Source organism: Emticicia aquatilis, from assembly GCF_014644295.1.
Classification (GTDB): Bacteria; Bacteroidota; Bacteroidia; order Cytophagales; family Spirosomataceae; genus Emticicia; species Emticicia aquatilis.
Genome location: NZ_BMKK01000018.1, coordinates 41,348 through 62,028, shown reverse-complemented (window position 1 = coordinate 62,028; position 20,681 = coordinate 41,348). Strand labels below are relative to the sequence as shown.

General features: G+C 37.8%; 19 protein-coding genes. 10 read left to right on the top strand and 9 right to left on the bottom strand.

Going from position 1 to position 20,681, the window contains the following annotated elements; genetic code table 11:
- Positions 1 to 123: 123 nt before the first annotated feature.
- The 4 genes from IEX65_RS26535 (at position 124) to IEX65_RS26520 (ending at position 2,118) form a co-directional block, all read left to right on the top strand.
- Positions 124 to 1,041 (top strand): helix-turn-helix domain-containing protein, encoded by a 918-nt coding sequence (locus IEX65_RS26535; RefSeq protein WP_188771187.1) that lies wholly within the window; start codon positions 124 to 126, stop codon positions 1,039 to 1,041.
- A 74-nt stretch (positions 1,042 to 1,115) separates the two neighbouring features.
- Positions 1,116 to 1,589 (top strand): hypothetical protein, encoded by a 474-nt coding sequence (locus IEX65_RS26530; RefSeq protein WP_188771185.1) that lies wholly within the window; start codon positions 1,116 to 1,118, stop codon positions 1,587 to 1,589.
- Between the two features lie 2 nt (positions 1,590 to 1,591).
- Positions 1,592 to 1,909 carry a DUF3817 domain-containing protein gene (locus tag IEX65_RS26525; RefSeq protein ID WP_188771183.1) on the top strand — a complete coding sequence of 106 codons (318 nt, stop codon included), beginning with the start codon at positions 1,592 to 1,594 and terminating at the stop codon, positions 1,907 to 1,909.
- Complete coding sequence (locus tag IEX65_RS26520) at positions 1,909 to 2,118, top strand: hypothetical protein (protein WP_188771181.1); 210 nt, start codon at positions 1,909 to 1,911, stop codon at positions 2,116 to 2,118. The genes IEX65_RS26525 and IEX65_RS26520 overlap by 1 nt, the downstream gene beginning before the upstream one ends.
- Here IEX65_RS26520 and IEX65_RS26515 read toward each other — a convergent pair.
- The 3 genes from IEX65_RS26515 to IEX65_RS26505 all read right to left on the bottom strand — a co-directional run bounded on the left by IEX65_RS26515 (position 2,115) and on the right by IEX65_RS26505 (position 4,321).
- Positions 2,115 to 2,846 carry a copper homeostasis protein CutC gene (locus tag IEX65_RS26515; protein ID WP_188771179.1) on the bottom strand — a complete coding sequence of 244 codons (732 nt, stop codon included), beginning with the start codon at positions 2,844 to 2,846 and terminating at the stop codon, positions 2,115 to 2,117. The genes IEX65_RS26520 and IEX65_RS26515 overlap by 4 nt on opposite strands.
- A gap of 70 nt (positions 2,847 to 2,916) precedes the next feature.
- Positions 2,917 to 3,609, bottom strand: coding sequence for an aspartate/glutamate racemase family protein (locus IEX65_RS26510; protein WP_188771177.1), 693 nt, complete (start codon positions 3,607 to 3,609; stop codon positions 2,917 to 2,919).
- Between the two features lie 4 nt (positions 3,610 to 3,613).
- On the bottom strand, positions 3,614 to 4,321 hold the full coding sequence (locus tag IEX65_RS26505; protein WP_188771175.1) for an ATP-binding cassette domain-containing protein: 708 nt from the start codon (positions 4,319 to 4,321) through the stop codon (positions 3,614 to 3,616).
- Between the two features lie 151 nt (positions 4,322 to 4,472).
- Here IEX65_RS26505 and IEX65_RS26500 point away from each other — a divergent pair, with 151 nt between their 5' ends.
- The gene (locus tag IEX65_RS26500) at positions 4,473 to 5,564 is read left to right on the top strand and encodes a Gfo/Idh/MocA family protein (RefSeq protein ID WP_188771172.1); all 1,092 of its coding nucleotides are present in this window, start codon (positions 4,473 to 4,475) and stop codon (positions 5,562 to 5,564) included.
- A gap of 177 nt (positions 5,565 to 5,741) precedes the next feature.
- On the opposite strand, the gene IEX65_RS26495 is transcribed toward IEX65_RS26500, so the two are convergent.
- From IEX65_RS26495 to IEX65_RS26480, 4 genes are all read right to left on the bottom strand, one after another.
- Positions 5,742 to 6,209: a DUF5606 family protein gene (locus tag IEX65_RS26495; RefSeq protein ID WP_188771170.1), complete on the bottom strand. Its 468-nt coding sequence runs from the start codon at positions 6,207 to 6,209 to the stop codon at positions 5,742 to 5,744.
- A gap of 115 nt (positions 6,210 to 6,324) precedes the next feature.
- On the bottom strand, positions 6,325 to 6,936 hold the full coding sequence (yihA, locus tag IEX65_RS26490) for a ribosome biogenesis GTP-binding protein YihA/YsxC (RefSeq protein WP_188771168.1): 612 nt from the start codon (positions 6,934 to 6,936) through the stop codon (positions 6,325 to 6,327).
- A 181-nt stretch (positions 6,937 to 7,117) separates the two neighbouring features.
- Positions 7,118 to 8,887, bottom strand: coding sequence for a signal peptide peptidase SppA (sppA, locus tag IEX65_RS26485; RefSeq protein ID WP_188771166.1), 1,770 nt, complete (start codon positions 8,885 to 8,887; stop codon positions 7,118 to 7,120).
- A 222-nt stretch (positions 8,888 to 9,109) separates the two neighbouring features.
- On the bottom strand, positions 9,110 to 10,600 hold the full coding sequence (locus IEX65_RS26480; protein WP_188771163.1) for a GH3 auxin-responsive promoter family protein: 1,491 nt from the start codon (positions 10,598 to 10,600) through the stop codon (positions 9,110 to 9,112).
- Positions 10,601 to 10,966: 366 nt separating this feature from the next.
- Between IEX65_RS26480 and IEX65_RS26475 the strand changes: the two genes are divergently transcribed.
- From IEX65_RS26475 to IEX65_RS26455, 5 genes are all read left to right on the top strand, one after another.
- On the top strand, positions 10,967 to 11,998 hold the full coding sequence (locus IEX65_RS26475; RefSeq protein ID WP_015028530.1) for a rod shape-determining protein: 1,032 nt from the start codon (positions 10,967 to 10,969) through the stop codon (positions 11,996 to 11,998).
- Between the two features lie 185 nt (positions 11,999 to 12,183).
- On the top strand, positions 12,184 to 13,044 hold the full coding sequence (gene mreC / locus IEX65_RS26470) for a rod shape-determining protein MreC (RefSeq protein WP_188771161.1): 861 nt from the start codon (positions 12,184 to 12,186) through the stop codon (positions 13,042 to 13,044).
- Positions 13,041 to 13,547 carry a hypothetical protein gene (locus IEX65_RS26465; protein WP_188771159.1) on the top strand — a complete coding sequence of 169 codons (507 nt, stop codon included), beginning with the start codon at positions 13,041 to 13,043 and terminating at the stop codon, positions 13,545 to 13,547. The genes mreC and IEX65_RS26465 overlap by 4 nt, the downstream gene beginning before the upstream one ends.
- 146 nt (positions 13,548 to 13,693) lie before the next feature.
- A complete protein-coding gene (locus IEX65_RS26460) occupies positions 13,694 to 14,896 on the top strand; it encodes a serine hydrolase domain-containing protein (RefSeq protein ID WP_188771157.1) in 1,203 nt (400 codons plus the stop codon).
- Positions 14,897 to 15,113: 217 nt separating this feature from the next.
- Positions 15,114 to 18,164: a 3-coathanger stack domain-containing protein gene (locus tag IEX65_RS26455; protein ID WP_188771155.1), complete on the top strand. Its 3,051-nt coding sequence runs from the start codon at positions 15,114 to 15,116 to the stop codon at positions 18,162 to 18,164.
- Between the two features lie 69 nt (positions 18,165 to 18,233).
- On the opposite strand, the gene IEX65_RS26450 is transcribed toward IEX65_RS26455, so the two are convergent.
- Together IEX65_RS26450 and IEX65_RS26445 are read right to left on the bottom strand one after the other, a co-directional pair.
- On the bottom strand, positions 18,234 to 18,566 hold the full coding sequence (locus IEX65_RS26450) for a LytR/AlgR family response regulator transcription factor (protein ID WP_188771153.1): 333 nt from the start codon (positions 18,564 to 18,566) through the stop codon (positions 18,234 to 18,236).
- Positions 18,567 to 18,585: 19 nt separating this feature from the next.
- Complete coding sequence (locus tag IEX65_RS26445; protein WP_188771152.1) at positions 18,586 to 20,670, bottom strand: WD40/YVTN/BNR-like repeat-containing protein; 2,085 nt, start codon at positions 20,668 to 20,670, stop codon at positions 18,586 to 18,588.
- Positions 20,671 to 20,681: the final 11 nt, after the last annotated feature.

Below are 20,681 nucleotides of genomic sequence, written 5' to 3'. Positions count from 1 at the left end.
TTGACATAATTTGTCTTTAATTCCATAACGATGTTTTTTTTGTGTATCGCTATTTCAGGACAAGACATCATTAGTTTTAACGTCGGTAAAGCTTAAGTTTTACCGACGTTTTATTTTTAATGAATGAACAACGACAAGCAAATACAAACATTCAATACCGAACAATTTGTGGACAGGTTTATGGAGCCTGACCTAAAAATGCAAGAAATAATCAGACAAGATTATGGGCGTTTTTTCATTGTTCGGGTCGAAGAAATGTTGCGTTTGTCTAAGCTGCCGATTCCACCTACCCGTGCCACAACTCACACGTTAATTTTTCTGACAAGTGGCATCGCTACCATGAAAATAGGCTTTCACCAAGTAGAAATCTATGCCGATGAATGTTTGGTCGTACCCGCAGGACAAGTCTTTTGCTACGAAAAATATGAAGTAAACACGGGCTTTATCTGCAATTTTGATGATAATTTTTTAGTAGGAAAAATCGGCAACAAAGATTTATTAAAAGATTTCGATTTCTTGAATATTTGGGCAAATCCAATCATCAAACCCACCAAAGTAATTGCCAAATATTTGGCTCATACATTTCAGCGAATACTTGATGAATATGCTATCAATGGCATAAAGAATCAGAATATTATTACCTCAAATTTTATTGCGGCCCTATGTGACCTTGGGTATTCATACGAGCCTAACTCAAATACAACGAGCAAAACTTCGATTCTTCTTGCCAATAAATTCAAAGAATTACTTCACAAACAAATCAAAACACATCATTTAGTAAGCGATTACGCAGCCTTGCTCAATGTAAGCCCTAATCATTTGAATAAAGTGATTAAAGATGTTACACTGAAATCGCCATCACGATGGATTGATGAAGCCATCGTGACCGAAGCAAAGGTTTTATTACTCCAAACCAACAATGCCATCAGCGAAGTAGCTGCCGAAATTGGTATTTTCGACCAATCTTATTTTAGTCGGCTTTTCAAAAAACATGAGAGCATAAGTCCGTTAGCTTTTAGAAAAATGATTGAAAAGTCCTAAAACTTGATTTACTCGTCCTAACTATTCCACCAATACGATACCGAACTTTGTAACATCAAAATTAATAAAAAAGTATGTTTTCAAGTTCAATTTTCCTCGTATCGCTCCATTCGATACTCCGTTGGCTCGTGCTGGCCAGTTTGATTTTAGCTATTTTTAGGGCGTATCGTGGTTTTACAAAAAACACGATTTTTACAAAAATCGATAATTCAATTAGACATTGGACGGCAACCATAGCACACGCCCAGTTAGTCGTCGGTATGACGCTTTATATTCAGAACCCAGTCATCAAATATTTTTGGGCAAATTTCAAAGAAATGAGCCAACAATTAGACGTTCTTTTCTTCGGAATCATCCACATTTTCTTGATGTTGGTAGCCATTATTTTGCTTACAATTGGCTCAGCAATGGCCAAACGTAAAGCAAATGATAAAGAGAAGTTTAGAACTATGCTTCTATGGTTTTCGTTGGCATTATTTATCATTTCCATAGCCATTCCATGGCCTTTTTCACCACTTGCTAATCGTCCTTATATCCGAACATTCTGATTATGAACAAATATTTTTCTACCAATATCGGTCGCCTTCGTATCATTGGATTTTTTGAAGGAATCTCGTTACTGATTCTGATTTTTATCGCTATGCCCATGAAATACCTATATGGAAATCCCGCACTCGTAAAAATTGTGGGTCAGCTTCATGGTATTCTGTTTTTGCTCTTTGTTTTCAATACGCTAAGTGTGGGCGTAGAACAAAAATGGCGTTTCAAAGACACAACTTGGAAAGTGCTGTTGGCGTGCGTTGTGCCTTTCGGTACATTTTATATTGATAGTAAGATTTTGAGTAAAATACCAATGGAAGAAAAATAATGGTACTTGTTTTCAGAATATCAGTTAGCTCGAAGCGAAAAATTAGGCAGATAAAACCGTTACTCGACCAAACTTTGAGTTATGCCAAATGGAATTTCGACCTCGAAGATTGTGATAAGATTTTGAGAGTAGAAACCACCGAAAATATTGCTTTAAAAGTAGTTTCTACCCTGACAAAAAATGGTTTTGAGTGCAAAGAATTAGATTAATGGCTTATGATTTCAACTACCGCTTTGCATTTATCAAAATCAGCTTCATAAATTTCGTATTCGTTGGTAAGTGCTGCACTTGCCATGCTCACATCTGGTTTGCGGAAAATCATTTTGCTTTCTTGGATTCCCTTGCCTGTCATGTGTAAGGCATGAATACCGATATTTAGAAACTGTTGAGCATTTTGAGCCGAAACGCCACTTCCAGCCATTATTTCGATGCGATTTTGAGATTTTTCTACTAAAGTTTTCAGTAAATCAATTCCTTCGATGGCAATGTTTTTTTGTCCAGAAGTAAGGATTCGTTCGCAACCGCAATCAATAATCTCTTCTAAGGCCTGAATGGGGTCGTTGGCTACATCAAAGGCTCGGTGAAAAGTAACTTTAAGCGGAGCGGCTAAATTTACGAGTTCGGTGGTACGTTTTTTATCAACACTACCATCGGGGTTCAGAATTCCGAAAACTACGCCATCAGCACCCAGATTTTTGGCGGTCTGAATATCGGCTTTCATTACCTCAAATTCAGCATCAGAATAGCAAAATTCTCCACCACGAGGGCGAATCATGACGTATAATTTGATAGTCAGATGCTGACGAGCTAAACTTATCAAACCAGCAGAGGGTGTTGTGCCACCTTCAAACATTCCACCACACAATTCAACACGACCAGCACCTGCTTTTTGAGCAGTCAGGCAAGATTCTAAAGAAAAACTACAAATTTCGAGCATTCGGTAAGATTAAAAAGATTAATTAGGATTCATAGAAACGTCCAAACTGGACATTCTATTTCAAATTCCCTCAAGAAACGGCAAATTCAACAGCCGCTTTTGAATGAATTTGAGTAGTATCAAAAACAGGCACCGCAACATCTGCTTGGCTGATTATCATCGGAATTTCGGTACATCCAAGTATAATACCCTCTGCCCCTTCTTCTATTAATTGGTTGATAATCTTGATGTAAGCAACTTTGGTTTCAGGCTTTATTATTCCTTTACCGAGTTCATCTCTGAGGGTTTGTTGAATAAAATCTCGTGTTTCTTGGGGTTCTGGAAGAATAAAATCAATGTTATTTTCACGAAGTTTATTTTTGTAGAAATCCATTTCCATTGTAAACTTAGTGCCGAGCAAACCTACCTTTTTAAGTCCTTGTCGGTTAATTTCATTGGCTGTAACAGTAGCAATATGAATAATGGGTAATTGCACTTGTTGTTCCACTCTTTCAGCAACGGCATGAGCCGTATTTGCACACAAAACAATGGCTTCTGCTCCTGCTTTCTTTAGGTTCTCGCAGGCATCAGCAATTAATTTGAACGTAGTGTCCCAATTTCCTGCAACATTATTTCTTTGAAAATCATCAAAGTTGAGCGAGTAAATGATACATTCTGCAAAATTAAAACCACCCAGTTTTTCGTTAATACCTTCGTTGATAAACCTGTAGTAATCAAGTGTTGACACCCAACTGATGCCTCCCACAAGTCCGAGTTTCTTCATAAAGTTATGCAGTTAATTCACGGAAAACATCTTCAATACCTTTTCCCCCTTGTTTAAGTTCGGAAAGCGTGCCATTCGCCACGATTTTCCCTCTATTGATAATTACCACACGGTCGCAGATAGCTTCTACTTCCTGCATGATGTGTGTACTAAAAATAACAGTTTTATTTCGACCAACTGATTTTATCAATTCTCTGATTTCCACCAACTGATTCGGGTCAAGGCCTGTGGTTGGCTCATCCAAAATCAGCACATCGGGGTTATGAATCAAAGCTTGGGCAAGTCCCACACGCTGGCGATAACCTTTCGATAACTGGCCGATTTTCTTGTGTTTTTCTAAGCCCAAACCTACCATTTCGATGGTTTCGGCTACTTTTATTTGTAAGGTTTTGCCCTTTAAACCATAAAGCGAACCCGCAAATTCGAGAAACTCACGCACATACATATCCAAGTACAAAGGATTATGCTCAGGCAAATATCCAATACTACTTTTGACCTGCATCGGCAACGTTTTCACATCAAAACCATTTACTTCGGCCGAGCCATCGGTGGCGGGTAAATAGCCAGTCAAGATTTTCATTGTTGTTGATTTTCCTGCACCATTGGGGCCAAGAAAACCTACAATTTCGCCTTTGGCAACTTCAAAAGATATATCATCAACGGCACGTTGAGTACCATAAACTTTGCTTAGATTTTGGATTTTTATTGACATTTTAGTCGATAGACCATTGACCATGGTCGATAGTTTTGTAATTATTTGCAACTATAACGCAAAAATAGGTTTTCTGATGAAAACTTTTCTTAAAAAATAGTCTTAATGATGGTTTTTGGCTAAATTTGATTGATTCAACCTTCTATCTAACATGAAAAAACTCCTCTTTTTGGGCTTATTCCTAAGCCTAACATTTGTATTTGCTCAAGAAAAACCCGTCAGAATGGGCATTGCGGGCATGACGCACGACCACGTTTATCAGATTTTGAATAATCCCAACCGTGCGGGTGTAGAAATCATTGGTTTTGCCGAGCCAAATAAAGAATTGGCTCTAAGATTATTGAAAAAATATAATCTACCCGAAAGCCTTTGGTACGCCAGCCTCGACGAAATGCTCGAAAAAGCCAAGCCCGAAGCCATTTGTGATTTCAGAAGCATCATCGAGCATCTCGAAACTGTGCAGAAATGTGCCCCAAAAGGCGTTCACGTCATGGTTGAAAAACCTTTGGCGGTGAATTTTTCTCATGCTACACAAATGGCAGCCTTAGCAAAAAAGCACAATATTCAACTCTTGACTAATTACGAAACCACGTGGTATGCGAGTAACCATCAAGCCTACGAAATGATTCATGCCGAAAATACTATTGGCGATATTAGAAAAGTAGTAATTCATGACGGACACCGTGGGCCGAAAGAAATTGGTGTGAGCAAAGAGTTTTTGAGTTGGTTAACTGACCCCGTGAAAAATGGCGGTGGTGCAATCATTGATTTTGGTTGCTATGGAGCAGATATTATGGCGTGGTTGATGAAAGGCGAACGACCAACTTCGGTAACGGCCATTACGCAGACTATCAAGCCAGAAATTTATCCAAACGTTGATGATGAAGCAACTATCGTAGTAACTTATCCAAAAGCACAAGGTATTTTTCAGGGCTCGTGGAATTGGCCTTTTGATAGAAAAGATATTGAAGTTTATGGCAAAACAGGCTATATTTTTGCTGATAAATCGGCACAGATGACTGTCAGAAAAGGAGATAGAAATGCTTTGCCCGAAGAGAAAATTGCGGTAAAGCCACTTGAAAGTCCCATGAATGATGCGTTTACTTATTTTGCGGCAGTAGCACGAGGTAAAGTAAAGTCAGAAAATGATTTAGGGTCGCTGAAAATCAATATGGTGGCAATGGAGATTTTAGATGCTGCCGTGAAATCTTCAAAAACTGGGAAGACGGTTGTGTTGAAGTAAGTATGAAGCATTTATGATTAAATTTCTGTCATGCTGTAAGCATCCGTTAACGTTGAACTTGTAACACAATAACAGATGCTTTCAGCATGACAATAACAATTAAAAAAAACTGGTATTTTCTATAAAAAGAAAGCCCATCGTTTCCGATGGGCTTTCTAAAATATCTTATTTCAAGAATTACGCTTTTGCTTCTTCGGTAGCAGCGTCCACTGCGGCAACTTCCTCAGTAGTTTCTTCTGAAGCAGGAACAAAAAGTTCTGGCATTGTAGCCGAAAGAATATTATACCAATTTACGATTTTCTTGATGTCGGAAGCATACACACGCTCACGGTCAAAATCAGGCATAACAGTAGCAAATAAATCAAATATTTGATTGTTTGATGCTGTTTTGAAATCAAACTCTACTTTTTCGCCATGAAGTTCACGAGTTTTCAAGAAAATATCTCCCAGTGGAGTTGATTTGTTTGGGTCTTCTGTATAAATCGAAATGTCTTTCAAAACCGATACACGGGCATTTGAACTAACCATTTCTTTTTGTTTTTTCTCGTCAAGTGTTTCAACGATTACGCCACCACGCCCTGGCTTCAAAATTCTATACAAACCACTTTTTCCAGAAATGTGGGCAATATCTCTTAATAATTCCATTTGAAAAATATATTGTTTTTTATTTAGTCTATGGTCAATAGACGATAGACGACAATTTTAAATAATTTTATATCAAAGTTTTTAGACCTACGAAATAACGCTGCAAAAGTACAAATTATTTCGTAAAAGACAGATTCAACTCTTCGATTGCTTTCAATAATTCCTCACGGCCAGTTCGTCGCTCCGAAGAAGTGATAAAATATTGCGGAACTTTCGTCCAACTTAAAAGCATCGTTTTCTTAAATGACTCAACATTTTGTTCGGCGGTTACACTTCCAACTTTATCAGCTTTCGTAAAAATCAGATAAAACGGCACATCTTTTTCCCCCAAAAAGTCAAGAAACTCTAAGTCAACTCTTTGTGGCTCATGGCGAATATCAATCAATACAAAAACACACATAAGGTTTTCACGATTGACCAAATAATTTCCAATCATTTCGCCCCATTTGTCTCGCTCGCCTTTTGGTGCTTTGGCAAAACCGTAGCCAGGTAAATCGACAATGTACCATTTTTTGTTTACTTCAAAATGGTTGATTAATTGTGTTTTTCCAGGGGTTTGAGAGGTTTTTGCTAAGTTTTTATTGCCCACCAACATATTTATCAACGACGATTTACCTACGTTTGAACGGCCAATAAAGGCATATTCTGGTTTTTCGGGTGGCGGACATTTGCGATAATCTGCCGCACTCGTGACAAATTTTGCTTCTATTAATTTTGTATTTTTCATATTGCTAACGTATCACCTTTTATTTCTTGTTCTCGCTCTGTGACAAGGTTGTACGCAACTCCGATAGAAACTTGTCCTACGAAAGTCAAAAAGGAGAAAGAATTTCGTACAAAGGTACTAATTTCTTTCTCCTTTTGATGATAAAGTTTGATTTAGGCTTTAGTTAAATGCCTTTTCAGCATTATTTTATTTCCAATTCAAAAGGCATTCTTGCCTGAACTTTATCCATGCTTTGAAGATTTTTCAACTGCTTAGCATACGGTGCGAAATCGCCTAAATATGCTTTTAATTTTGCGTCTTCTTGGTCATTACCAAATTTCTCTAATATGGTTTCAACGCTCGATTTTTTAATTGGTAAATATTTTACACGGTAGTCGCCATCTTTTAATTTAGCTTTCTTAGCTGCAATTCTGATAGCATCATCTACACCACCCAAAACATCAACCAACCCGTTTGCTTTGGCTTGAGTACCCGTCCAGACTCTACCGCTGGCAATACTTTTAAGTTTTTCAATACTCATGTGGCGGCCTTTGGCAGCTTTAGATGTAAAGCTTTCATAGCCTTTATTTACACCATTCTGAATCATGTTTTTCTCAGCATCGGTCATTGTACGAGTTGCCGATGGGAAGTTGGCATATTTGTGTGAATTTACACCATCAAATGTAACTCCGAGTTTTTCGTTCATGAGTTTTTCTACGTTGAACAATACTCCAAAAATACCAATTGAGCCTGTCAAGGTTGTTGGTTGAGCCACAATCGTATCGCAACCCATAGCCATATAATAGCCACCCGAAGCGGCGTAGTCTCCCATTGATGCAATAACTGGCTTTACTTTCTTGGTCAATTCAACTTCTCTCCACATTACATCAGAGGCTAAGGCACTTCCACCACCCGAATTGATACGCAATACAATAGCTTTGATTTTTGAATCCTTGCGAGCTTTTTGTAATTCTTTTACGATGGTTTCCGAACCAATTGTTCCGTCTTGACTTTCGCCCGAAAGAATATCACCTTCACCCACAATTACCGCAATTCGATTTGAGTTACTGCCCTCTTCTACCAATTTATCGGCTTTCAAATATTTATTTAAGCCAATGTATTCGATTTTTTTATCGGCACTGAAACCTAATTCGTGGCGAAGAGCAGTCTCGAATTCATCCCAATAACCAGTATTTGTAATCAACTTATATTTTACGGCATCGGTTGGTTCTTGAATCAAGGCATTATTCAGAATATTATTTAATTCTTCCATCGGAATTTTGCGAGAAGCCGCAATATCTCCGTAAAAACTGTTAGCGATGTCAGAAATAAACGATTGTGTTTGCTCACGGTTGGCATCGCTCATTTTTGTCAAGAAGAATGGCTCAACGGCACTTTTATATTCACCGACTCTGAAAATTTCGGGTTTTACACCGATTTTCTCAAATAAGCCTTTCATGAACGAATAATTGGCACTCAAACCATTGAAATCTAAGCCACCAGCAGGTGTTAAATAACTTTTATCGGCCACCGAACAAAGGTAAATTGAGCCTTCGGTCATGGTTTCGCCATAAGAATAGATAAACTTTTTCGATTTTTTAAAATCTAATAAATATTCTCTCACCTCTTTCAAAGTTGCCATTCCAGCCATTGGATTTTCGGCTTTGAGATAAATCCCTTTTATATTTGGGTCGATTTTAGCATTTGCCAATGCTTCTTTGATTTGTGGTAAACTCACTTGACCTGGGCTATTTCCACCCGATAGAATTTCGGTGAAAGGGTCTTCTTCAGCTGCATTCTCTCTGATAACTTGGTTTAAATCAAGTTTAAGAACCGAGTTAGACGCAACTTCGGTTTTAGTTTCCGAACTCGACATTAAACTTCCGATTCCTATCAACACAAAAAAACTCAAAATTGTGAACAGGAAAATCCCGACAATAGTAGCGAAAACATACTTCAAAAATTGTAACATAATACGGCTTATAGTTTAGTTCTTTTTTTCTGACTACAAAAATATATGTATATACAGAAATTTATCTTAGTTTTTGATAGATGGGGATTTTTATGTGTGATGTATGATATATGATGTATTAAAGATTGTGTTGTCATTTACGACGTAGAGACAAGGCATGCCGAGCGACGGTCGCCTTGTCTCTATCAATTTATCTATCAAACCACACCAATGCCTAATAAATTATACCTTTTTCAAGGCATCGGCAATCTTACGGTCGTTTGATAAACGAGGAACTTTATTTTGTCCGCCAAGTTTTCCTTGCGAACGCATATAGTCGATGAAGGCATTTTTTTGCAATGGTGTAATAACCAATTTCCGCAGAATGCTACCCGTAATTAAGTCATCGTAATAGACATTTAGTTGGGTCATCTTTTGGTCTAAATCATTGTTGAACTGCTCCACATTTTTGGGCGGAACAGCAAACTCAATGAGCCATTCGTGGTAAGGCAATCCTTCATTGGGTGTAACCATCGGGGCAACCGTAAATTCTACAATCTCAACTTCGGGTTGACGTTCACAAGCATATTTCATGGCTTTTTCTACCTCTTCGCCAATGACGTGTTCGCCGAAAGCCGAAATGTAATGCTTGATTCTTCCTGAAACAATCACACGATAAGGGTCGAGCGAAACAAACTTTACAGTATCGCCAATCGAATAGCCCCAAAGTCCAGCATTATTATTGATAACGAGTGCATAATTTTTGCCCAATTCGACTTGTTCGATGCTCAAACGAGTCGGGTTTTCGTTGAAAAACTCTTCGGCAGGAATAAATTCGTAGAAAATACCAGTATCAAGGAGTAGCAACATTCCTTCGTTGTTTTGCTTATCTTGGTAAGCAAAGAAGCCTTCAGACGCAGGAAAAAACTCAATAGAGTCAACTTTTTTGCCTATGGATTCAAAAAGTTTTGCTCGGTAAGGCTCGAAGTTTACGCCACCGTAAACAAATAAGTCAAATTCGGGAAAAACATCTTTTATTTTCTTGCCCGTGCGAGCCTGAATTCTATCAAAATACATTTGCACCCACGGCGGAATTCCCGAAATCAAACTCATGGGTTGATTGATGGTTTCATCAATGATTTTTTCGAGTTTGGTTTCCCAATCTTCAATACAGTTTGTTTCGTAAGATGGTAAGCGATTCGCTTGCAAATAGGCAGGAACATGATGCGTAGAAATGCCCGAAAGTCGGCCAGTTTTGATGCCAGCTTTTTCGGTCATTTCGGGGCTTCCTGACAAAAAGATGAGTTTATTGTCTAAAAACTTCGATTTACCTGTTTCGTTTACATAATTGAGTAAGGCATTTCGAGCCGAATCAATGTGATTATGAATCGAATCCTTTGAGATAGGAATATATTTTGTACCTGAAGTCGTACCCGAAGTTTTGGCAAAATAAAGTGGTTTTCCTGCCCAAAGAATATTTTCTTCGCCCTCAACTACTCGGTTTACATAAGGTTTTAGGTCTTCGTAGTCACGGATAGGAACAGCCTGCTTGAAGTCATCGTAAGAGCGAATATCATTGAAATGATGGTCACGACCGAAAACCGTCTGAGCAGCTTGGCTTACCAACTTTTGTCGCCACTCGGCCTGTACTTCTGCCGAGCGAGCCATCCACTTTTTCTGCTGTGCAACCACATAAGCTGCTATGGGTTTACTGAGTATCGAACGAACTCCCATTTTTAATGATTTATATTTCAGTTCTTTGGTTAGATAATTTGCAACGAGGCAAAGATAATAGTTTTTTTTGTTTCGCTATTTATTGAGGGTTTTGGTGAGCCAAAAACTCATAATATTACGAAAACAAGTATTTTTTGAACTATATCAACAAAAGTAGTTTTTCGAGTTAAATACCTGATTTTATGAGTAAATATGCTCAAAACACAAGTTTTTTATTGAAAAAGCGACACATTACCCTTGAAAGCTAACTAATAGCGATTATACTTTTCTCTTTTTCAATACTTTTTCAACTTTTTAGAAATATTTTGTAAATAATAGTTGTAAATTTGCGGACAATTTAAAAAAAATTAACCCATAAAGCTCAAAATGGCTGGACTGTTTAACTTCCTCACGAGTGACATCGCGATTGACTTGGGTACGGCAAATACCCTCATTATCTACAAAGACCAAATCGTTGTAGATGAACCTTCTATTATTGCTTTAGACAAAATTACTGGAAAAGTGTTGGCGATAGGTCATAAAGCAATGCAAATGCACGAAAAAACCAATGAAAATATAAAAACTATTCGTCCACTCAAAGATGGTGTAATTGCCGACTTTACTGCCGCTGAATTAATGATTCGTGGTATGATTAAGATGATTGAGACGGGTCGTAGTTGGTTTTTCTCGCCTTCTCACCGCATGGTTATCTGTATTCCATCAGGTATCACCGAGGTTGAGAAACGTGCCGTAAAAGATTCAGCCGAACACGCTGGTGCGAAAGAAGTTTACATGGTACACGAGCCAATCGCTGCGGCTATCGGTATCGGTATCGACATTGAGCAACCAAACGGTTCGATGATTGCTGACATCGGTGGTGGTACAACTGAGATTGCGGTTATTGCTCTTTCGGGTATCGTTTGCGAGGCTTCGGTACGTATTGCGGGTGATTTATTTACGAGAGATATTGTTGATTATATGCGTCGTGAGCATAACTTGCTTATTGGCGAGCGTTCGGCCGAGTTTATCAAGATTCAGGTTGGTGCGGCTTTACCAGATTTGGATAATCCACCTGCTGACATCGAAATTCGTGGTCGTGACTTAATGACTGGTATTCCGAAAGAAATCAAGGTAACATACAGCGAGATTGCTTACGCTCTTGATAAATCAATTTCAAAAATTGAGGAAGCAATTATGCGTGCATTGGAGATGTCGCCACCAGAACTTTCGGCCGACATTTACGAAAACGGTATTTATTTGACAGGTGGTGGAGCATTGCTTCATGGCTTAGATAAGCGTTTGGCTATTAAAACAAAACTTCCGATTCACGTAGCTGACGACCCACTTCGTGCGGTTGTGCGTGGAACTGGCGAGATTTTGAAAAATATAGAAAAATATAGAGCAGTTATAGTTCAGTAATTCACTAATTCTGAATTCTGAGTGCTGAGTTCTGAGTAATTAAATCTATCACTCAGATTCTTCTAAGTATAAATTCCACAAAGCAGTTGAATGTATAAACCATTCAACTGCTTTCACTTTAATTGTGATTACAACTTAGTTTTAACAACTCAGAACTCAGAACCCAGAACTCAGAACTTAAAAACATGTCGCAACTCTTCCGACTTATATTTCGCATACGAAATTTTCTTTTGTTTGCTATTCTCGAACTCGTCAGTTTTTGGTTGCTCGTGAAGAACAATCACTACTGGGATGTTTCGTTTTTTAATACTTCCAACTACTACGCAGCCAAGACCCTCGAAAGCTCGAATTATGTAAAAAACTACATGAATCTTGGTAACGTAAACGACCAATTGATTGCCGAAAATGCTCAACTCAAAAAAGCAGTGTCGGCCATGCAATCGTTTAAGCCAAGAGAAGGAGATTACTATAAAGTTGATTCGGCCTTTGCTCGTCGTTTTGAGTTTAAAGTAGCGAAAGTTGTTAATAACACAGTTGGTTTATCGAAAAACTACCTAACGATTGATAAAGGAACGCTCGATGGCATTGAGCCTGGAATGGGCGTAATTTGCCCACAAGGAGTTGTCGGAACGGTGATGCAATGCTCTGAGCATTTCTCTCGTGTATATTCGATTCTACACTCAGAGTCGAAAGTTTCGTCGGAAATCAAAAACTTGACGCTTCGTACTAAAAACGATAAAGCCTTGGGTATTGCCGAGTGGGGTGGTCTGAATCCGAAAATCATTAATTTGAATACGATTGACCGCTTTAAGCCAATCAAACAAGGCGACTCGGTGGTTACTTCTGAGCAAAACGTAATTTATCCGTCAGGAACAATGATTGGTAAAATTCGTAAGCTGAGTGCCAAGCAAGACCAAGCGTTTTTTGATATTGAAGTGGAGTTGGCAACTGACTTCCGCAATTTATCTTATGTTTACATCGTAAACAATAAGCTGAAAAAAGAACAAGATTTATTAGAGCAATCAACCACCGAAGAAAAGAAATGAATTCTCAAACGGTCATAAAATTAGTCCTTACATTCGTCATCTACTTAGTGCTACAAATTGTGGTTCTCCGCAATTTTGTATTCTTCGATGTGGCGTTTTGCTTTGTTTATATTGCGTGTATTTTACTCTTACCTGACGAAGTTGACCCAATTTGGGTGATTTTGATAAGTTTTCTGATAGGTTTGTTGGTCGATATTTTCTATAATACCGCAGGTGTTCACGCCTCTGCCAGTGTAATGATTGGGTATTTGAGAGGCTATATCATTAAGTTTTTATTCCCTACCAAAGGCGTTGAAAATGAAATCACGATTTCGTTGAAAGATATGGGTGGCGAGCGTTTTGTAAGATACGTGGCTATACTTACAATAATTCACCACTCAATGTTGTTTTTTGTAGAAGCAGGCGGTTTTCAGTTTTTCTTGATTACGGTTCTGAAAATTATTTGCAGCGTTATTTTTACTACGTTTTTGATTATCATTTTGCAATATGTGCGTGGAAATTAAGTTTCCATGCACAATTTTTCTACACTACTTAATTTACAACATCACCTATTATTTTTCGACACGATTTGACAGATTTTAGTTTCTGTCCTACTTAAATTATAGCCTTTTTACTTCGTTTGTTTGATTCGGATTTGTGAGATATTATGATGAAATTGACTAAAAGCTTTCCTTTCAGTAGTTACTACTATATTGTTGTTTGTTTACTCGCTACAAGTGTTTTTTCGTGTCAGAATGTTGGCTCAAGTAAGAGCGAGAAAAAAGTGGATAGTGCTGCTTTAAAAAAAGAAGAAGCTCGTATCAGAAAAGAAATTAATGCTGATAAAAAAGCAGCTTTGATTGAACAAGTTATTCAGCAAAAATTAACTCAGGGTTTCAATGGAAACGTTTTGGTTGCTCAAAAAGGAGTAATTGTGTATCAAAATGCTTTTGGTTTTGCCAATGACTCGGTTAAGAATAATCTTCAATCGAAGTTTCAGCTCGCTTCGCTCTCTAAGACATTTACGGCGGTAGCAGTCATGAAATTGGCCGAACAAGGTAAACTCGGCCTTGACTATACCGTAAAAGATTATTATCCAAATTTTCCGTACGATGGCATCACGATTCGTAGTTTGCTTTGCCACCGCTCGGGTTTGCCTTTCTACCAATATACTTTTGATAAGACGGTCAGAGAAACTAAGATTTACCCTACTAATCAACAAATTATGGAATGGTTTGCAACCGTGCAGCCAACACCAAAAATGTTTAATCAACCCGACCATTATTTTGGCTATAATAATACCAATTTTGCCATCTTAGCCGCTTTGGTTGAGAAAGTTACGGGTAAAGATTTTGATACATATATGCGAGAAAACATCTTCGGCCCGATTGGCATGAAAGATTCGTATATCGTAACTACCAAAAACGATTCTATCAATATCAATCGCACGGTTGGGTATCAGTTTGGGCGTAAATTACCAAAAGATTATTACGATGATATTTCGGGCGATAAAGGCGTTTACTCTACCCTACACGACCTTCTGAAATGGTACGAAGCTCTCAAAAACAATACAATCATCAGTAAGGAATCTTTCCGTGAAATGATTATGCCTCGTAGCTTTGAATTTCCAGGACTAAGAAATTATGGCTACGGATTCAGACTTTGGGTAAACGCCAAACAACAAACCGACTACGTGTATCATACGGGTTGGTGGAAAGGCTACAATACTATTATGTTTTTTGACCCTCGTGAAGATTTTGTGATAATTCTACTCAGTAATAAATATAACCGTACGGTGTATAACATCAAACAACTGATTGAAATCATGCACGGCGGTAACTCTACAATGGAAGAGAGTATTTTGGATGAGTAAGATAAATATTTTAACAAACAAAAATAGAGGCTTCGAGCCTCTATTTTTGTTTTAATTCAATTCGTGAGTCTAAAAATCAATTTATTTTTGGACAAATTAGATATAAAAAACCGCTCAGTAAATAGATTCTAACAATTTTAGATTTTGAATTGTTAGAATAGCCTATTCCGTTTAATTTTAAAACGGAATATTATTCAGCCAAAATCACTAATTTGTTATGAAAACAATATTAACTTTTATACTCACTGGGTGTTGTTTTATAGTGTTTTCACAAACTTCTCAGCTCCTACAAATTCAAGCTGCCAATAATAACTCTCACCCAAGATATGGTGTTGATATAAACAATAAACTTTTCTTCGTTTCAGGAAAAACGTATCAACAAAGCTTTTGGAAATCAGATGGTACAAGTGTAGGAACAACGGTCATTGCGGCGGCTTCAGGCACAGGACCTTCTCCACAGTTTAATAACATAAAAACTATTTTCCCATTCGGAACCAAAGCACTACTAATTGCTGCCCCAACCGCTGCCAGTTTCGACCAAGAATTGTGGGTTTCTGATGGTACTTCAGCAGGAACATTCCGATTAGCAGACATCTACCCTGGTTCGAGCGGCTCAAATATTAGCAATATAAAAGTTGTTACATTCGGCGGAGTTACAAAAGCTCTTTTTTCGGCATATAGTCCAACTGATGGTCAAGAACTTTGGATTACTGATGGGACAATCGCTGGTACACAGCTGCTAAAGAATATAAACAGCAGTTCGGCAAGTTCAAATCCGTTTGGTTTTGAACAATTGGGTACGAATGTGTTGTTTTTTGCCAATGACGGAACAAATGGAATTGAACTCTGGAAAACAGATGGAACTACAGCAGGAACAGTATTATTGAAAGATATATATTCGGGTATTACTAATTCGGTTGACCAAGGCATTAGCAAAATTATAGCATTGGGAACGTACGCCTTTTTGAATGTAAAAGACGGTACAAATGGCGTGAACTTTGCACTTTACAGAACTGACGGAACCACGGCTGGAACCCAAACATTAGGGCCTTCTTATCCGAACCCTGCGAATCTTACGGCTTTCAACAATAAATTGTTTTTTACAAATAACTATGGAAGCTATACTAATTTGTTGTATGTTGATGATGGTACAGGTTTTCCGATTTTCGTGAATTATTATACAGGAGGAACCAATGTTTTGAATGCTGAACAACTCACGCCAACTGCAAATAGACTTTACCTAATTTCAAAGTGGTTGAATGGAGAAGCTCGTCTTTATTGCATTGAATCCTACGCTCCTTCGCTTGCAAGAGATACAAGAGATATAAACACAGGAACTGCTGACCCTTTTCCAATCGATGCTTCAAAACGAAAATTGACTCCGACAGATAACGACAAGGTATATTTTTTTGCGAATGATGGAACCAGCGGCACTGAATTATGGATTTCGGGAGGGGATTATGTTTCTACGAATAGGGTAACAGATGCTGTTTCGGGAAGTAATGGTGGCGATTATTCTTATCTGAAAACCGTAGGAAGTCGTTTGTTTTTTGTTGTCAATAATGCTTCAAATCAATACGATTGTTACCAAACCAATGATGGTGCAACACCTACGTTAGTTAAAAACTATACACCCGCCTTAAATATTTCGAATCTCTATCCGATTGCTAAAGTGGGTAGTTATCTCTACTTCTCGGCATATAATGCCACCAGTGGCTATGAGCTTTATCGGACAGATGGAACAACAAATTCGTTGGTAAAAGATATTGAAACTTCAGTATTTAATACGAATAATTCAAACTTTCATCCTACAATCAATGCTACCAATTCTCAAGGTTTATTTTTTATTTCGAATGATGGGAAAAATGGTTTAGAATTATGGAAAACAAATGGTAAGCAGACTGGTACTTCACTTTTCTTTGAATTCAATAAATATCCAACACCTGAAGGACTGAGTGCTCCTAATACTTCCTACGATTATTATACGACTTCAACGGTTTTCGTCAATATGTATGCTTACAATGACAAAATTTACATTGTTACGTCAGATGGTGTATGGGTTACTGATGGTATTAATCCTCCAACAAAACTCATCACTAATTATAAACTGACTAATGCAGCTACAAATTTCTTTAACGTAATGGGTGGATTAGTATATTTTACAGTGGTTAATGAACTTTGGAAAACAGACGGAACAGTTGCAGGAACAACACGCATTGGGGTTGTTGACCCACTCTACGAAGGTGATTATAACTCTATTGTAGGCCTCGAATTGGTCAATAACAAATTATATTTCTTGGGGTATCATTATACCTACGGGCAAGAATTATTTGTGAGCGATGGGGCAACGATAAGTTTAGTAAAAGATGCCCAAACGGGCAATAATTCGGCATCAGATTTAAATAAAATTAGGCGAGTAGGCAATAATCTTTATTATGTTTTATACAATAACTCAACGGGTTTTGAACTTTATAAATCTGATGGAACATCCGTCAATACAACGCTTCTAAAAACCTTTGGTTTTGATAGTTATGCCCCTTCGTATCTTTCAAATTTTAATGATACCCATTTAGTATTTAGTGGAGGCGATTTAACAACTGGTGAAGAGCTATGGAAATCTGATGGCACAGCTGTTGGCACTGTAATGGTAAAAGATATTTTTCCTGGAAATGACTCAAGTTCACCCATAAATAATACAAATAGAGGTCAGTTTAGTTTTTATAATGGTAATGTTTTGTTTACGGCAAATAAAGGAAGTGGTAGAGGCCTTTTCAAATCAGATTTAACTGCCGCAGGAACTGACTCTGTAACGAGTATCAGCACGTTCGATGCGTTAGCAACCAATACAGGAGTTTATTTTACAACCTCTTTTCCAAGTACAGGAAATGAACCTTATAAAGTTGAAACAGATGGGGCATCGGTTAGAAATGTAGGCGATGTTATTGCTGGTAGTTCAAATTCTAATCCAATAAATATGGTAGCATCTAATGGTTTGATTTATATGAAAACCTATGATGCAAGTTTCAGAGAGTTTATCCATGTTTTTAAAATGTGCAAAAATGAAGAGGTTTTAAGTGGTACAATTACCAGCAATTCAACCACAGAAGCCATTGATGCTGTTAAAACAAGTGCAATTGTAAATTCTTCGATAACCCAAAATCTATTGGCTAAAAAATACATCCAACTCAATCCAGGGTTTAGAACCTCTACCAATACAATCTTTTCAGCTAAAATCGGCGGGTGTGTATATAGTACTACAACTCCATAAAGTACGTTCAGTTTCTTTGGGATTGAAAATGAACATTATTAATGAAACTAAAAAATATGTCATCGTTGGTCAACTGTAAGAAATTCCGCTTGCAAGTGCTTTTTTGAGCAAATATTGCTTACGTCGAGACACCGTTACGGTTTGTTGATTTATCATTTTTAAAGATGTCTTTTCAGTAAAACTTTCAATATAATTAAGGTTAATCAAAAACGACTTGTGGGCTCGAAAGAAATATTCTATTTCTGAGAATCGTTTCTCTAATTTTTTGAGTGTAGTGGCCACTAAAACCCTATCTCCATTTTCAAGAAAAAGAGTTGTGTAGTTTTGATTGGCTACCAATAGAACTACATCATGAGGCAAAACTTTTTTTCGTCCTCCGATAGCAATTTCGGTTGTTTTCATAGATAAAAGTTGTTTTGAGTTACTGGCAATTCCCTAAGATTCGTGCTGTAAAAACACTACCACTCGCTGCCGAAAAACCAGCATTGAGCTGCACAAAATTTCCTGCTTGATAAATTATATTGGAAGCATTCGGAATGGTATTTATACCCGTCGTACTGACACTATTGGCGGCCTTCTGATTACTGGTGATTGTACCTGTGGGTATGAGTGTGGATTGGCAAGTTGTCATACCGAATTTTAGTATCGAACTAAAATTTCCTGTCATGAAAAACGTATTTTGATTCAACACAAAATAGTCTTTAATAAATGAATTAAGTGGCGTCAAACCACCAAGCATTGGTATGTAGTTGGGTGTCCAAGTTATTCCGCCGTTAGTAGTTGTATAATAAATACCCCTCAGCGAATCGAAACCAAAGGTAATACCGTTGTTTAAATCAAAAAATTTGACAGAAATTAGTGTAACTGAGCCCCCAATACTACTTGGGCCTAAATTTTGTGATGTCCAAGAAGTTCCGCCATTGGTTGTTTTCAAAAAGCTCCCGTTTTCGGTAACGGCATACCCATTATTGGCATCTAAAAAGAATATATCTCGAATGTTAGAAGTAAGCCCACTTGTTTGTTCCGACCAATTGATGCCACCATTTGTAGATTTCAGAATTTTGCCGTTTGCCCCAGCACACCAAGCAGTATTGGTATTTAAGAAAAAGACTGAATAAATACTTTCCGTAATACCACTTGATTGGCTATTCCAAGTAGCTCCGCCATCAGTAGTGAGAAATATTTTACCACCAGCCCCAACTGTCAGACCAGTAGTGGTATTGATAAATTGAACATCATATAAGGTTATAACTGTTGAACCCGTAAGTACTTGTTCAGCCCAATTTTCGCCTCCATCAATGGTTTTAAAAATTTTACCATTGGCCGAAATGCCATTATCGCCTGCAACCCAACCTATCGTGGTATTAATAAAGAATACTTTATTAAGTTGGAGATTCGCATTACTTAATTTAGCCGTCCATGTGCTTCCGCCATTAGTGGTTTTCAATAACTTTTCGTTGGTTGAGCCTCTACTTACAACCCACCCATTGTTAGCATCGGTAAAAAAAACTGAGCTACTGGTATTGTTGGTTGATACTCCCGATGAAATAGATGTCCACGAAACACCTGAATCAGTGCTTTTTTGAATATTCCCCTTATTACCTACTGCAATAATATTAGTGATACTTTGCAGAGAAATTGCACTTAAAATCGTAATCGTAGATGAGAGATTTCCGTTTAAAACTATACTCCAATTAGCTCCTCCATTGGTGGTTTTGAAGATAAACCCCTTTGTATCTAACGCAAAACCATTGCTTTGGTCTAAAAAAGCAATATCAACAAAATTATACGCATTTGAAAGGCTACCATTTGAGTTTGTCCAAGTTGCTCCACCATCGACACTTTTCAAAATCACCCCCAAATTTCCTGCTGTCCAGCCTATCAATGAAGTTTTAAATTGGATGGTTCTCAGAGTTGTGTTAGTACCACTCACCATATCCTCCCAAGTTGTTCCGCCATCGGTAGATTTGGCAATTCGACCAGCAGTACCTACCACCCACGAATTTCCAGCATTATCCGAATATAAATCATTCAATATTGGGTTAAGGCTAACCGACCCGCCAAGCGTCCAAGTTGCTCCGCCGTTACTGGTGCGTAACGTAACGCCAAGGTCGCCAACAGCTATTCCGTCAGAAGTGTTAGTAAAATGTATAGCAAAAAGATTGGTTTGTATGCCCGAATTTTGTGCTACCCAAGTTTGTCCGCCATCAGTAGTTTTTATAATTGTACCATATAATCCAACTGCCCAGCCTACCAAATTACTGATAAAAAACACTTTGTTCAAACCTATACAGGTAGAATGATAGGAAACCGTCCAAGTCGTTCCGCCATTGGTGGTTTTCATAATCACGCCACCATCGCCAACCGCCCAGCCAACGTTTGTGTCAATAAAATAAACATCATTTAGTTTATTTCCCTGCGGTAGTGGATTTTGCCACGTAGCCGTTTGAGCAAACAAATTGTATTGAAAGAGAAATAAAATGAATATAATTAGTGTCTTTTTCATGGAGTATTTTC